The organism is Streptomyces sp. NPDC004031 (assembly GCF_053604375.1).
The window spans coordinates 1-14,483 of the sequence record NZ_JBSGHL010000100.1 but is presented as its reverse complement, the minus strand read 5'-3'; the positions used below and the strand labels follow the sequence as shown (position 1 = coordinate 14,483).

Sequence of the window (14,483 nt, the reverse complement as noted above, 5' to 3'; positions counted from 1 at the left end):
GGGGCGCGGGTCGGATACCGACCCAAAGGGTCTCTTCGGTCCGATCCGGACCACCGGCCGGTGGGGGCGGGCCGCGCAGTTCCCCGCGCCCCTGAAAAACGGGTGCTGCCCGCCGCAGCCGTACCCAGAAAACGGGCGCAGCCCCCTGCAGCCGTACCCGGAAAACGGGTGCTGCCCGCCGCAGCTGCGGCGGCGAGAGAGGCGCCCCGCGGGCGCAGGCGCGGTCTGGAGGGGGTCCGGCGGGGCCGTGGGGCCCCCTCGCTACGATCGGCCCCACGCCAGTGGGAGGGAGCAGGGATGGACGGCGAGGCGTTCTACCAAAAGCTCGGCGGCAGCCGATACGCGAGCAGCTCGTGGACCGCCGGGCCCTGGAGCCCGAAGGCCCAGCACGCGGGACCCCCCTCCGCCCTGATCGGCCGCGCCTTCGAACGGCACGAGGCCCGGCCGGGCACCCGCATCGCCCGGGTGACGATCGACCTGCCCCGTCCCGTGCCGGTCGGCGAGCTGGACGTCGAGGTCCGTACGGTGCGCGCGGGCGGCCGCGCCGAACTGCTGGAGGGCCGGATCACCGCGGGCGGCACACCCGTGCTGCTGGCCAGGGCGTGGCGGCTGGTGGCCGCCCCCGCGGACACCCCGGCGCTGAGCCCGGTGCCGCCCGTGCCGCCGGTGCCTGGGCCGCAGCCGAAGCAGGTGATGGCGGGCGCGTATCTGGACGGCTACGTGTCGGCGATGGAGTGGCGTTTTCCGCCGGGCGCGCCCGGCACGCCGGAGCCGGGGTTCGACACGCCCGGACCGGGCACGGTGTGGGCGCGGCAGCTCGTCCCGCTCGTCGCGGGCGAGGAGGACACCCCGCTGATCCGGGCGCTGACGCTCGCGGACAGCAGCTGGGCCGTGGCTTTCGAGCTGGATCACCGCAAGGACCTGGTGATCAACACCGACGTCACGCTGCTGCTGCACCGCGACCCGGTCGGCGAGTGGCTGTGCCTGCGCTCGGCGACGGCCGCCGCGCCCGGCGGGTCGGGCCTCGCGCACGGCGAACTGCACGACGTCTCGGGCGACTGCGGCCGGATCGCGCAGACCCTGCTGGTCGCCGGGCGCTGAGCCGTACGGGCCCGGTCTCCGGCCGGGCTTTGCCGGTTCGGGAGGTTTTGTCCGCCATAATCGCGAGCAGGAGCACGTCAGCGACACGACGGACGGCGACCCGGCGGATCGGGCACGACGGCAGAGGGTGGACCCATGGCCTCCACGGACCAGGCAGCGGGCGGCGGCAAGGGCGCGGGCAGGGCGCAGATCGGGGTGACGGGCCTGGCCGTGATGGGCCGGAACCTGGCGCGCAATCTCGCCCGGCACGGCTACGTCACCGCGGTCCACAACCGCACCGCGTCCCGTACCCGCGCGCTCGTGGAGGAGTTCGGCGACGAGGGCACCTTCGTGCCCGCGGAGTCGCCCGAGGAGTTCGTCGCCTCGCTGGAGCGGCCGCGGCGCGTCATCGCCATGGTGAAGGCGGGTGCGCCCACGGACGCGGTCATCGAGGAGTTCGCGGCGCTGCTGGAGCCCGGCGACATCATCGTGGACGCGGGCAACGCGCACTTCGCGGACACCCGCCGCCGTGAGCAGGCGCTGCGCGAGCGCGGCATCCACTTCGTCGGCACGGGCGTGTCGGGCGGCGAGGAGGGCGCGCTGCACGGCCCGAGCATCATGCCGGGCGGCTCGGCGGAGTCGTACGCGGCGCTGTCGCCCATGCTGGAGGCCATCGCCGCGAAGGCCGACGACGGCTCCCCCTGCGTCGCCCACATCGGCCCGGACGGCGCCGGCCACTTCGTGAAGATGGTGCACAACGGCATCGAGTACGCCGACATGCAGCTCATCGCGGAGTCCTACGACCTGCTGCGGCACGCCCTGGATCTGCCGCCCGCCCGTATCGCCGAGGTCTTCCGCGGCTGGAACCAGGGGCGTCTGGACTCCTACCTCATCGAGATCACCGCGCAGGTGCTCGCCCACACCGACGCGGACACCGGCAAGCCGTTCGTCGACATCGTGCTGGACCAGGCGGAGCAGAAGGGCACCGGGCGCTGGACGGTGCAGACCGCGCTCGACCTCGGCGTGCCGGTGAGCGGCATCGCCGAGGCCGTCTTCGCGCGGTCCGTCTCCGGCCACGCCGATCTGCGCGCCGCCGCGCGCGACCTGCCCGGTCCCACGCCCACGACGCTGGACAGCGCCGCGTACGACCGCTTCGCGGAGGACGTCGAGCAGGCGCTGTACGCGTCGAAGATCATCGCGTACGCGCAGGGCTTCCACCAGATCGCGGTGGGCAGCGCGGAGTACGGCTGGGACATCGACCAGGGCCGGGTGGCGGCGATCTGGCGGGCGGGGTGCATCATCCGTGCGGCGTTCCTGGACCGGATCCGCGCGGCCTTCGACGGCCGACCCGACCTGCCGACGCTGCTCGTGGACGAGCACTTCGCCGACGCCCTGCGGGGTGCCCAGAGCGCGTGGCGGCGGGTCGTGAGCACGGCCGCCGAACTCGGCGTGCCCACGCCCGGTTTCGCCGCCGCGCTCGCGTACTACGACAGCCTGCGGGCGGAGCGGCTCCCGGCGGCGCTCATCCAGGGCCAGCGCGACTACTTCGGCGCGCACACCTATCACCGCGTGGACCGTCCCGGCACCTTCCACACCCTCTGGGCCACCGACTCCCGCGACGAGGTCACCCCGTCCTGACCCCTGGATCCCCCTGCCGTCCTTCGCGGGGGCCGGGCCATCCGCGCAGCTCGGCCGGGGCGCAGTCCTCGACGACCCTGCCGTCCGCGAGCACCACGACCCGGTCGGCGACCCGGACCGTCGAGGGCCGGTGGGCGACGACCAGCGCGGTCCGGCCGCGGAACACCGCGCGCATCGCGTCCCGCACGGCGCGCTCGCCCGGGATGTCGAGGGCCGCGGTGGCCTCGTCCAGCACGATGACGCCGGGGTCCACCAGGAAGACCCGGGACAGGGCGATGAGCTGGCGCTCGCCCGACGAGAAGCGCCCGCCGCGGTCGCCGACCGCGGTGCGGTAACCGTCCGGGAGGGCAGCGACGAAGCGGTCCGCCCCGGTAGCCTCGGCGGCCCGGCGGATCTCCTCCGGGGTGGCCCCGGGACGGGCCAGCGCGATGTTGTCGGCGACGGTGCCGGAGAAGAGGAAGCCCTCCTGCGGGACCATGACCACCCCGCGGCGCAGGTCGGTGCCGGCGAGGGAGCGCAGGTCGATCCCGTCGAGGAGGACCCGGCCGCCGGTCGGGTCGTGGAAGCGCGCCAGCAGCTTGGCCAGCGTGGACTTCCCCCCGCCCGAGGCGCCGACCAGCGCGACCGTCTGGCCCGCGGGGATGTCGAGCGTGAAGCCGCTGAGCACCTCGGGTCCGCCGGGATAGGCGAAGCGGACCCCTTCGTAGCGCACCTGACGGCCGGTCCGGTGGGCGGGGAGCGCGGGGAGCGGGACGGGCTCGGCCGGTTCCGCGACGTCCGGGCGGACCGCCAGCAGCGCGGCGATCTTGCCCAGCGAGGCCGTCGCTGCCTGGTAGGCGTCGAGGACGCCGCCGAGCCGGAGCGGCCGGTCGTAGAGGTCCCGCAGGCAGAGGACGATCCCGGCGTAGCTGCCCAGCGCCAGCGTCCCGGCGGCCACCCGGTAGCCGCCCCACAGCGCCAGGCCCGCCACCGCGGTGTTGGCCACCAGGCGTGAGGAGGTCACGTAGCGCGCCATCTCCAGCTGGGCCCGCCGGTTCTCCTCCCGGTGCCGCCGGTTGAGCAGTGCGAAGCGCCGTTCGTTGGCGGTCTCCCGGCCGAAGGCACGGACGGTGCGGATACCGGCGAAGGTCTCGCTCATGTCGGCGGCCACCGCGGCGGCCGCGGTCGAGCGCCGGTGGTAGACGTCGAGCGAGCGCCTGCGGAAGGAGCGCATGGTCCGGTGGACGGGGAGCAGCGCGGCCAGCGCGACCGCGCCGAGCTGCCAGTCCAGCACCAGCAGCACCACGGAGACGTACACCAGGGAGACCGCCGCGGTGACGATCTGGTCGACACCGCTCTCGAACAGCTCGCGGACGGTCTCGACGTCACCGGACGCCCGGGAGGCCAGCGTTCCGGCGTGGTGCTCGTCGTGGAACGCCACGCTCTGCGCCTGGAGATGGGCGAAGAGCCGTATCCGCAGCTCGGCCACGACGTTCTGCCCGACGCCGACGGACAGCCGGACGAACACCCTCTGCAGCAGCCCGGCGGCCACCGCGCAGCACGCGCACCCGGCGGCGACGGCGACGAGGGGCGCCGCGTCGCCGCCGCGCAGCGCCGGGATCCCCCGGTCGACGGCGAGGGCGACGAACACCGGCCCGGCGAGCGCCGCCGCCTGCTGGAGCAGGACGACGACCACGGCCGGCCGCAGCCGGCCGGCGTCCGGTCCGAGGGCCGAGCGGAGCAGGCGCCAGGCCGCCCCGCCTGCGAACCCGGGGCGCGTCACCGTGCCTCCCCGAGGCGGGCGGCCGGCTCGACCGGTGCCGTCAGGACGCGGTAGGCGGGGCTGGTCCGCAGCAGTTCCTCGTGCGTACCCACCGCGACCACCCGCCCGGCGTCCAGCACCGCGACCCGGTCGGCCAGCAGCACCGTCGAGGGCCGGTGGGCGACGACCAGGGCCGTCGTCGAGGCCAGCGCCTCCCGCAGCGCGTGGTGCACCCGGGCCTCGGTGTCCGCGTCCAGCGCCGACAGCGGATCGTCGAGGACGACGAGCCGGGGCCGCCGGACCAGGACCCGCGCCAGCGCGATCCGCTGCCGCTGACCCCCGGACAGCGACATCCCGTTCTCCCCGACCCGGGTCCGCACACCGTCGGCGAGCCCGGCCACGAACACGTCGGCGCAAGTGGCCCGCAGGGCGCGGTCGAGCTCGTCCGGACCGGCGTCCGCCCCCATGAGGACGTTGTCGGCGATCGTGCCGGAGAACAGCACGGGCTGGTCGAAGGCGACCGCCACCGCGGCGGTCGTCTCCTCCCGGGAGAAAGCCGACATGTCGATACCGCCGAGCGTGAGGCGCCCGGCGCTCGGCTCGTACAGCCGCGCCGCCAGGGCGGCGAGGGTCGACTTGCCGCTCCCGGTGGCCCCGACCACCGCCAGCGTCTCCCCGGGCGCGACCCGCAGGCCGACGTCCCGCAGCAACACCCGGTCGGGCGCGTCCGGGTGCCGGAAGCAGACTCCGGCGAACACCAGCTCGACCGGCCCCCGGTGCGCCTCCGGCACCCCGGCGGACGGCTCGGGGACGACGGCCGACCCCAGCACCTCGACGTACCGGTTCACCGCGGCCGCGCCGTCGTGGCAGGCGGCCAGCAACCCCCCGGTCTGCTCGACCGCGGGCCGCAGCGCCGCCGCCGTCCCCATGACCGCCAGCAGCGTCCCGGCCGACAGCTCCCCGTGGGCCACCTGGACGGCGCCGGTCACCAGCGCGCCCGCCACGGCCAGTCCGGGCAGCACGGTCAGCGGCACCGCGAAGCCGCCGAGCAGCCGCGCCTTGTGCAACTCCGCGGCGCGTACCCGCCCGACCTGCTCGCGGAAGCGGGCCACCTGATGGTCGCCGCGCCGGAAGCCCTTGATCACACGGATGCCCGTCACGGACTCCAGCACCGACGTCGTCAGGTCGCCCGACAGATCCCGCGCCCGCCGGGTCGCGGCCGCGTACCCCGACTCGAACCGGTAGGACAGCACGACCAGCAGCGGAACGGGCGCCAGCAGGACGGCCGCCAGCACCCACTGCTGCGACACCAGGATCACCGCACCGACGACGAGCGTGGCCGCGTGCACCGGCAGGAACGTCAGCGGCCCGGCGATCACCATGTGCACGACCTGCGGATCCGACGTCCCGCGCGACAGAAGCTGCCCGCTGGACCACCCGTCGTGCACGGCGACCGGCAGCCGCTGCACACGGCGGTGGAAGTCGGCCCGCATCCCCGCCTCGATGTCGGCGAGCGCCCCGGCCGCCACCCACCGCCGCACCCCGAAGACCGCCGCCTCCGCGGCCCCGACGACCAGCAGCGCCACCCCGCCGGCCACCACCTCGCCCGGCCTGCGCCGCGCCACCGGCCCGTCGACGATCCACCTCAGCAATTGCGGCATCACCAGCGCGAGCACGGCGGCCAGCGCCGCCAGCCCCGTCGCGGTCAGCAACCTCCAGCGATACGGCCGCACGTACGGCCACAACCGCCCGAGCGAGCGAGCGGTCGACACCCCGTCAGGGGGCAGGGAAAACCCGTCGGAACATTCACGACTGAACACGGTGGTCTCCGAGAAGAACGGCCCACCGGCACGCCGATACGACGCCTCAGACGGTGAGCGGGATGTGTCGGACGACAGTCGGCACGCCCATCAGCGCACCACGAATCCCCACGCCTGCCATCGACAACACCCCCCTCTCCTCCCAGAAGTCCCACCCACCCCAAGCTACCAGCGCCCCCACCGCCAGAAGGTCCCCGGCGGTAAGGGCCACGAGGAACCGCGCGACCAACCCCCACCCCCAGAAGGCCCCACGACAACCGACCCACCCACCCCGCAGGGAAAGGGGCACGAGGAACCGCGCGACCAACCCCCACCGGCAGAAGGTCCCGGGACAGACGCCCGCCCGCCCCGCGCCAGGGGCAACCCCCGCTCCCCCGGCCTACGGCCGGGTGAGCATGCCCCACCCCGGCGCATAGTTCCCGTGCAGGATGAGGGACGCCGCGCCCACCGCCCCGACCGCGTCGCCGATCACACTCTTCTCGACCTCGATGCGCCGGATCATCCGGGCGACGCTCGTCGCGTTGACGGCGGCGTCGATCTCCTCGCAGAGGATGTGCTCGATGCCGCGGATCGACTCCCCGCCCAGCACCACACGGGAGACGTCGAGCAGCGCGACCGCCCCCCGCGCGGCCTGCCCGAAGCGGCGCCCGGCGCGGCGTACGGCGTCGAGGGCGGCGGGGTCGGCGGCGCGTGCGGCCTGCCGCAGCAGTTTCCAGTCGCGGTGCACCGCGTCCGCCGCCCCGGTGACGCCGATCCGCGCGGCGGCCTCCGTGCCGTGCCGCCGGACGAGGTCGCCGATGACCCCGGCGGGGCTGACGTACGGGCCGACGCAGTTGCTGCCGCCGCAGTCGCAGGGCATCCCGTCGGCGGCGATGGCGATGTGGCCGAACTCCCCGGCGTTGCCGGAGTCGCCGTGCAGCACCGTGTCGTCGAGGACGATCCCGGCGCCGACTCCGGTGCCGAGGTAGATGAAGAGGAAGCTCCCGGCGCGCCTGCGGCCGCCTATCCAGCGTTCCCCGATGGCCGCGGCGGTCGCGTCGTTGTCCATGGCGACGGGCATGCCGGTGGCGTCCTCGAACATCGCGCGCAGCGGCACCCGGCCCCATCCGGCGAAGTTGGGCGGGGAGACGACTTCTCCGGCGGGGCCGTCGATGGGGCCGGGCGCGGCGATTCCGGTGCCGAGCAGCCGGGCGGGGTCGACCTGGGCCTTGGCGGTGAGCCGGTGCGCGGCGGCGGCGACCCGCGGCACGACCTCGTCGGGACCGGCCCCGTCGGGGAGGCCGACCCGGCGGTTGGCGAGCACTTCCCCGGCGAGGTCCACGACGACGACCACCGCGGCGTCCGGGTCGAGTTGCACGCCCACGGCGTACGCCCCGTCGGGCCGCGGGGAGAGCAGGGTGCGGCGCTTGCCGCCGCTGGAGGGGGCGTAGCCGGATTCGGAGACGAGTCCGGCGTCGAGCAGCCGGCGGACCACGTTGGAGACGGTCTGGCTGGTCAGGCCGGTGAGCGGGGCGAGTTCGACGCGGCTGACGGGCCCGGCGGTGCGGATCGCGTCGAGCACCACGGCCTGGTTGTATCCCCCGACCCGCGGGAGGTTCGTCCCCTGCGTCATGTGTTCCCCGCCTTCCTCCGCGCCCCCCGGCGTTCGCGCCCCCCGGCGCCGCCGTCCCCAGGCGGCTCGCGGCGAAGTTTACATGTCAGATCCGTTGACTTACTCAATCCATTGGATTTAGCTTCGCCGTCATGCCAGGGCATCGGTGCCCTGCTGATCGGGGGCGGCCCCGCCGGGCGGCCCCCGGTGCGGTCCGCCGCGCCGCGGGCCGATTCGGGCCCTTCACCGGAGGTCAAGCGTGCGAACGAGACGTCGAGCGGTGATTGCCGCCGCGGTCCTCACCACCGTGAGCGCGGCAACGTTGTCAGGGTGCGGCTCCGGCTCCGGGGCGTCGGGAAAGACGATCAAGGTCGTCTACCAGCAGCAGCTCAACAACAGCAATCACATCCAGGCGGACTTCCTGGGCCCGATGGTCAAGCAGTTCGAGAAGGCCAACCCCGGTACCACCGTCAAGCTCGTCCCGGTGACCGCGAGCGAGAACGACTACTACACCAAGATCCAGCTGATGATGCGCTCCCCCGCGACGGCGCCCGACCTGGTCTACGAGGACACCGCGACGATCAACTCCGACGTCGCGAGCGGCTATCTCAAGCCGCTGGACGACTATCTGAAGACCTGGCAGGACTGGAGCGCCTTCGCCGCGCCCGCCAAGGCCGCGATGAAGTTCTCGGACGGCAAGACCTACGGGGTGCCGGACAACACGGACACCCGCGGCCTGTGGTACAACAAGCAGCTCTTCGCCCAGGCCGGCATCCCCGTGCCGTGGCAGCCGAAGACCTGGGCGGACGTGCTGACCGCGGCCCGTACGGTCAAGGCCAAGCTGCCCGGCGTCACACCGCTGAACGTCTACACCGGTGTCGCGGCGGGCGAGGCCTCCTCGATGCAGGGCTTCGAGATGCTGCTGTACGGCACCCCGGCGGCGAAGGACGCGCTGTACGACAGCGGGCAGGGCAAGTGGGTGGTCGGCAGCAAGGGCTTCACCGACGCGCTGGACTTCCTGCACACCGTGTACGGCGAGGGCCTCGGCCCCTCCCCGCAGCAGGCGCTGGGCGCCAACATCCAGGCGGCGGTGGGCACCGAGATGATCCCGCAGGGCAAGCTCGCGATCGACCTCGACGGCTCGTGGATGCCCAACAGCTGGATCCGCACCGGTCCCAAGCCGTGGCCGCAGTGGCAGACCACGATGGGCATGGCCTACATGCCGACACAGAACGGCCAGGGCAGCGGCAAGGTCAGCATGTCCGGCGGCTGGGCCTGGTCGATCCCGGCGAAGTCCAAGAACCCCGATCTGGCGTGGAAGTTCACGCAGTTCCTGGAGAACAAGGCCAACTCGGCGCAGTGGAACAGCGTCAACGCCACCATCGCGGTGCGCACCGACGTGGCCACCGACCCCGCCTATCTCAAGGCGCTGCCCACCAACGGCTTCTTCACCGCGCTGGTCCCCGACACGTACTACCGGCCGGGGGTGCCCGCGTACACCCAGGTCTCCAGTGCGATCCAGAAGGCCATGGAGTCGGTGACGACCGGCCAGGCGTCGGTCGACAAGGCCGCGTCCACCTTTGACAGCGACGTGAAGACCGCGGTCGGCGCGGACAAGACCGTCCAGGGCGCGCAGTGACCGCGACCGCCACCACGGCTCCCGCCGCCCGGCCGCGTCGCGGCCGGGCGGCGTCCGGCCTGCTGCGCGGTGTGCCGCTGCTGCCCGCGCTGGTGCTGCTGGTGGTGTTCCTGGCCGGACCGGTCGCGTACTGCGTCTACTACGCCTTCACCGACATGCAGCTGACCGGCTCCTCGGGTACGCACTTCGTCGGCTTCGACAACTTCACCCGTGCCTTCCACGACTCGGACTTCACCAACGCCGTGGAGCTGACGCTGGTCTTCGTGATCGGCTCGGCCGTCGTCGGGCAGAACACGCTGGGGCTGGCGCTCGCGGTGCTGATGAAAAAGGCCTCGCGGCCGGTGCGGGCGGTCACCAGCACGGTGGTGGTCTCCGCGTGGGTGCTGCCGGAGGTGGTGGCGGGCTACCTGATGTACGCGTTCTTCTTCCAGCAGGGCTCGCTCAACGCGATCCTGCACGGCCTCGGCCTGCCCCGGCAGAACTGGCTCTACACGCTGCCGATCCTGGCGGTGTGCCTGGCCAACGTCTGGCGCGGCACCGCCTTCTCCCTGCTGGTGTACTCCGCGGCGCTCGACGACGTGCCGCAGGAGCTGGTCGAGGCGGCCGAGGTGGACGGGGCCGGGCCCTGGCAGCGGCTGTGGCGGGTGACGCTGCCGGTGATCCGCCGCTCGGTGATGACCAACCTGATGCTGATCACCCTCCAGACGCTGTCGGTCTTCGGGCTCATCTACACCATGACCCGCGGCGGACCGGGCAACAAGACCGAGACGCTGCCGGTGTTCATGTACCAGCAGGCCTTCACCAGCAGCCTGATCGGCTACGGCACCGCGGTCGCGCTGGTGCTGCTGGTGGTGGGCGCGCTGTTCTCGGTGGTCTACATCCGCATGCTGAAGGTCGAGGAGGACTGATGGCCGTCACCGAACGCCTGCGGACGGCACGGGTCCGGCCGGCCTCCGCCCTCCGGACGGCCGAGCGCACCCGCAGGCGGCGCCGGCTGACCGGCCGGATCGCCGTCAACACCGGCCTGCTGGTCTTCTCGGCGCTCTACCTGGTGCCGCTGCTGTGGATGCTGCTGGCCTCCGTCGACGCGCACGCCGACTTCCGGCTGTCGGTGCCCTCCCCCACGGGCGAGAACTTCCACCGGATCCTCGACAACGACATCACCTACCGGCCGATGCTCAACGGCCTGCTGCTGTGCGGCGGCGGCACCCTGCTGTGCGTGGTGTGCTCGGTGCTGGCCGCCTATCCGCTGTCGCGCTACCGGTCGCGGATGCGGCGGCCCTTCCTCTACACCGTCCTGTTCAGCACCGGACTGCCCATCACCGCGGTGATGATCCCGGTCTACAGCATGTTCGTGCAGGTCGACCTGATCGACTCGATGCCGGGCACGACGCTCTTCATGGCCGCGGCGGCGCTGCCGTTCGGCATCTGGCTGATGAAGAACTTCATGGACGGCGTGCCGCTGGTGCTGGAGGAGGCCGCGCGGATCGACGGCGCGGGCACCCTCCAGGTGCTGTGGCGGATCGTGCTGCCGCTCATGTGGCCCGGCGTGATCGTGGTGACGATCTTCACCTTCATCGGCATGTGGGGCAACTTCTTCGTCCCCTTCATCCTGCTGCTCTCCCCGGAGAAGCTGCCCGCGTCGGTGAGCGTCTTCACCTTCCTGAGCGCGCACGATCAGACGCAGTACGGCCAGCTGTCCGCGTTCTCCATCGTCTACTCGATCCCCGTCGTGATGCTCTACCTCGTCCTGGCCCGCAGGCTCGGCGGCGGCTTCGCCCTGGGCGGCGCCCTCAAGGGCTGACCCGGCGCGCACCCGCCCCGGCCGGCGGTCCGCAGCACCTGCCCGTACGACCTCCGAATCGCCCGACGCACGGGAAGGCTCCGCCATGCATTCCGACCCCACCATCATCGAGCAGCGGCTGGACCGCGTGCTGAGCCAGCGGCTGCGGCCCGCGGTGCACGCCCGGTCCGTGCCGCTGAGCGTCGAGGTGTGGCACGTACCCGGTGAACCCGTCACGGTCGCCGAGGGCCTCGCCGCCGACTACGCGCCCGCGCGGGTCGGCGATCGCTGGGGGCCCGCCTGGTCGACCAGCTGGTTCCGCGTCAGCGGCCGGATCCCGCAGGAGTGGGCGGGGCTGCCGGTGGAGGCCGTGGTCGACCTCGGCTTCGGCTTCGCCGACCCGGGATTCTCCGCCGAGGGCCTGGTGCACCGCGCGGACGGCACCGCGGTCAAGGCGCTCAACCCGCGCAACAGCCATGTCCCGGTCGCGGCGGCCGCGGAGGGCGGCGAGCAGGTGGCCTACTACATCGAGGCCGCCGCCAACCCGCTGGTGATGCAGTCCGGGCCCGAGCTGCTGACCTTCCACCCGACGCAGGTCGGCGCCAGGGCCCCGTGGCTGAGCGGCGCGGACGGCCCGGCGGGCGAGCCGCTCTACCAGCTGCGCCGGGCGGATCTGGCGGTCTTCGACCGCGAGGTCTTCGAGCTGGTGCACGACCTGGAGGTGCTGGGCCAGCTCGCGGCCGAGCTGCCGGAGCAGACGACCCGGCGCTGGCAGGTGCTGCGCACGGTGGAGCGGGCGCTGGACGCGATCGACCTCCAGGACGTCTCCGGCACGGTCGCCGCGGCGCGCGCGGTACTGGCCCCGGCGCTGGCGTCGCCCGCGGGCCCGGCCGCGCACCGCATCTCGGCGGTCGGGCACAGCCACATCGACTCCGCGTGGCTGTGGCCGCTGCGGGAGACGGTCCGCAAGGTGGCCCGTACGGTCTCCAACGTCACCCAGCTGATGGACGACCACCCGGGCTTCCGCTTCGTGATGTCGCAGGCCCAGCAGCTCGCCTGGCTCAAGGAACACCGGCCGGACGTCTTCGCGCGGGCGAAGGAGAAGGCGAAGTCCGGGCAGTTCCTGCCGGTCGGTAGCCTGTGGGTGGAACCGGACACCAACATCACCGGCGGCGAGTCGCTGGTGCGCCAGTTCGTCCACGGCAAACGCTTCTACCTGGAGGAGTTCGGCGTCGAGACCGAGGAGATGTGGCTGCCGGACACCTTCGGCTACAACGCCGCCCTCCCCCAGCTCATGAAACTCGCCGGGGTCCGCTGGTTCCTCACCCAGAAGATCTCCTGGAACACCACCAACGTCTTCCCCCACCACACCTTCTGGTGGGAAGGCATCGACGGCACCCGCATCTTCAGCCACTTCCCGCCCGTCGACACCTACAACAGCGACCTGTCGGGCGCCGAGGTGGCGCGCAGCGAGCGCAACTTCCGGGAGAAGGCGCACACCGACCGCTCGCTCGTCCCGTTCGGCTACGGGGACGGCGGCGGCGGGCCCACCCGGGAGATGATGGCGCGCGCCGACCGGCTGGCGGACCTGGAGGGCTCGCCGCGGGTGGCGGTCGAGGCGCCGGCGGACTTCTTCGCGAAGGCCTTCGCGGAGCACACGGACGCCCCGGTGTGGGTGGGCGAGCTGTATCTGGAGTTCCACCGCGGCACGCTGACCAGCCAGCTCGCCACCAAGCAGGGCAACCGGCGCAACGAGCACCTGCTGCGCGAGGCGGAGCTGTGGGCCGCGACAGCCGCGGTGCGCACCGGGGCCCCGTACCCGCACCGGGAGCTGGACGGGCTGTGGAAGACGCTGCTGCTGCACCAGTTCCACGACATCCTGCCCGGCACCTCGATCGCCTGGGTGCACCGCGAGGCCGAGCAGACGCACCGGGAGGTCACGGCCGCGCTGGAGGAGCTGATCGGACGGTCGCTGACGGCGCTGGCCGGGCCGGACGAGGGCGGCGAGGTCGTCTTCAACGCCGCCCCGCACGCCCGGGGCGGTGTGCCCGCGCTGGGCGCGGCGCCCCGGTCCGCGCCGCCCGGACGCACCCCGCCGGTCGCGGACGGCGACGGCTTCGTGCTGGACAACGGCCTGGTCCGGATCACGGTCGACGCCCGCGGCCTGGTCACCTCGGCCTACGACATCGCCGCCGGCCGGGAGGCGCTGGCCCCGGGCGCGCCCACCAACCTGCTCCAGCTGCACCAGGACTTCCCCAACCGCTGGGACGCCTGGGACCTGGACGCCTTCTACCGCAACACCGTGCACGACCTGACCGGGGCCGACGAGGTCGCGGTGGTGGACGGCGGGGTGCGGGTGGTCCGCACGTTCGGCGCGTCGCGGATCGAGCAGCTGCTGACGCTGGAGCGGGGCGCGCGGCGGCTGGACGTGGCGACGACGGTGGACTGGCGGGAGCGGGAGAAGGTGCTCAAGGCGGCCTTCCCGCTGGACGTGCGGGCCGCGCACTCGACCGCGGAGATCCCCTTCGGCCAGGTGGACCGGCCCACGCACGTCAACACCAGCTGGGACGCGGCGAAGTTCGAGGTGTGCGCGCACCGCTACCTGCACGTCGGCGAGCCCGGCTGGGGCGCGGCGCTGGTCAACGACTCCACCTACGGCCACGACGTCACCCGCGACGTACGCCCCGACGGCGGCACGACCACCACCGTGCGGCTCACCCTGCTGCGCGCCGCCCGCTTCCCCGACCCGGACGCCGACCAGGGCGTCCACACCCTGCGGTACGCCCTGGTGGTGGGCGTGGAGCCGGGTGACGCGGTACGCGAGGGCTACCACCTGAACCTGCCCGAGCGCGCGGTGCCGGGCAGCGCGGTGGTGGCGCCGCTGGTCGCCCTCGACGAGGAGGGCGTGGTGGTCTCCGCGGTCAAGCTCGCCGACGACGGGTCGGGGGACGTGGTCGTACGCCTCTACGAGGCGCGCGGGCGCCGGGTGGCCGCGCTGCTCACGCCGTCGTTCGCGCTCGGGTCCGCGGTGGTGACCGACCTGCTGGAGCGGCCGCTGCCGGACGACGGCAGTTACGAGGTCGCCGGGTCGGGGGTGCCACCGCCCGGTGCAGCTCCAACTCCTCCGGCAGCACGTGCACATCGGCCACCGCCGCCCGCGCCAACTCGGCGTAACCGCCCTGCGAGCCCGG

At 73.3% G+C, this 14,483-nt stretch carries 9 protein-coding genes; 6 read left to right on the top strand and 3 right to left on the bottom strand.

The window, feature by feature from the left end; genetic code table 11:
* Positions 1-297 precede the first annotated feature (297 nt).
* Complete coding sequence (locus ACWERV_RS35495; RefSeq protein WP_452940907.1) at positions 298-1,101, top strand: thioesterase family protein; 804 nt, start codon at positions 298-300, stop codon at positions 1,099-1,101.
* Positions 1,102-1,236: 135 nt separating this feature from the next.
* Complete coding sequence (gndA, locus tag ACWERV_RS35490; protein ID WP_452940905.1) at positions 1,237-2,718, top strand: NADP-dependent phosphogluconate dehydrogenase; 1,482 nt, start codon at positions 1,237-1,239, stop codon at positions 2,716-2,718.
* Here gndA and ACWERV_RS35485 read toward each other — a convergent pair.
* The 3 genes from ACWERV_RS35485 to ACWERV_RS35475 all read right to left on the bottom strand — a co-directional run bounded on the left by ACWERV_RS35485 (position 2,705) and on the right by ACWERV_RS35475 (position 7,891).
* Complete coding sequence (locus tag ACWERV_RS35485; RefSeq protein WP_452940903.1) at positions 2,705-4,480, bottom strand: ABC transporter ATP-binding protein; 1,776 nt, start codon at positions 4,478-4,480, stop codon at positions 2,705-2,707. The two genes, gndA and ACWERV_RS35485, sit on opposite strands and share 14 nt — an antisense overlap.
* Complete coding sequence (locus tag ACWERV_RS35480; RefSeq protein WP_452940902.1) at positions 4,477-6,171, bottom strand: ABC transporter ATP-binding protein; 1,695 nt, start codon at positions 6,169-6,171, stop codon at positions 4,477-4,479. Before ACWERV_RS35480 ends, ACWERV_RS35485 begins: the two co-directional genes overlap by 4 nt.
* 487 nt (positions 6,172-6,658) lie before the next feature.
* The gene (locus tag ACWERV_RS35475; protein ID WP_398188493.1) at positions 6,659-7,891 is read right to left on the bottom strand and encodes an ROK family transcriptional regulator; all 1,233 of its coding nucleotides are present in this window, start codon (positions 7,889-7,891) and stop codon (positions 6,659-6,661) included.
* A gap of 262 nt (positions 7,892-8,153) precedes the next feature.
* On the opposite strand from ACWERV_RS35475, the gene ACWERV_RS35470 reads away from it, so the two are divergent.
* The 4 genes from ACWERV_RS35470 to ACWERV_RS35455 form a co-directional block, all read left to right on the top strand.
* On the top strand, positions 8,154-9,509 hold the full coding sequence (locus tag ACWERV_RS35470; protein ID WP_398188625.1) for an extracellular solute-binding protein: 1,356 nt from the start codon (positions 8,154-8,156) through the stop codon (positions 9,507-9,509).
* Positions 9,506-10,417 carry a carbohydrate ABC transporter permease gene (locus ACWERV_RS35465; protein ID WP_452940900.1) on the top strand — a complete coding sequence of 304 codons (912 nt, stop codon included), beginning with the start codon at positions 9,506-9,508 and terminating at the stop codon, positions 10,415-10,417. Before ACWERV_RS35470 ends, ACWERV_RS35465 begins: the two co-directional genes overlap by 4 nt.
* The gene (locus tag ACWERV_RS35460) at positions 10,417-11,313 is read left to right on the top strand and encodes a carbohydrate ABC transporter permease (RefSeq protein WP_452940898.1); all 897 of its coding nucleotides are present in this window, start codon (positions 10,417-10,419) and stop codon (positions 11,311-11,313) included. Before ACWERV_RS35465 ends, ACWERV_RS35460 begins: the two co-directional genes overlap by 1 nt.
* 85 nt (positions 11,314-11,398) lie before the next feature.
* A partial coding sequence (locus ACWERV_RS35455; protein WP_452940896.1) for an alpha-mannosidase occupies positions 11,399-14,483 on the top strand: 3,085 nt, incomplete at its 3' end.

What these genes read in the sequence shown, in the direction of transcription:
- gndA (WP_452940905.1), top strand. Translation starts at nt 1,237, where the DNA reads ATGGCCTCCACGGACCAGGCAGCGGGCGGCGGCAAGGGCGCGGGCAGG.
- ACWERV_RS35460 (WP_452940898.1), top strand. Translation starts at nt 10,417, where the DNA reads ATGGCCGTCACCGAACGCCTGCGGACGGCACGGGTCCGGCCGGCCTCC.
- ACWERV_RS35475 (WP_398188493.1), bottom strand. Translation starts at nt 7,891, where the DNA reads ATGACGCAGGGGACGAACCTCCCGCGGGTCGGGGGATACAACCAGGCC.
- ACWERV_RS35495 (WP_452940907.1), top strand. Translation starts at nt 298, where the DNA reads ATGGACGGCGAGGCGTTCTACCAAAAGCTCGGCGGCAGCCGATACGCG.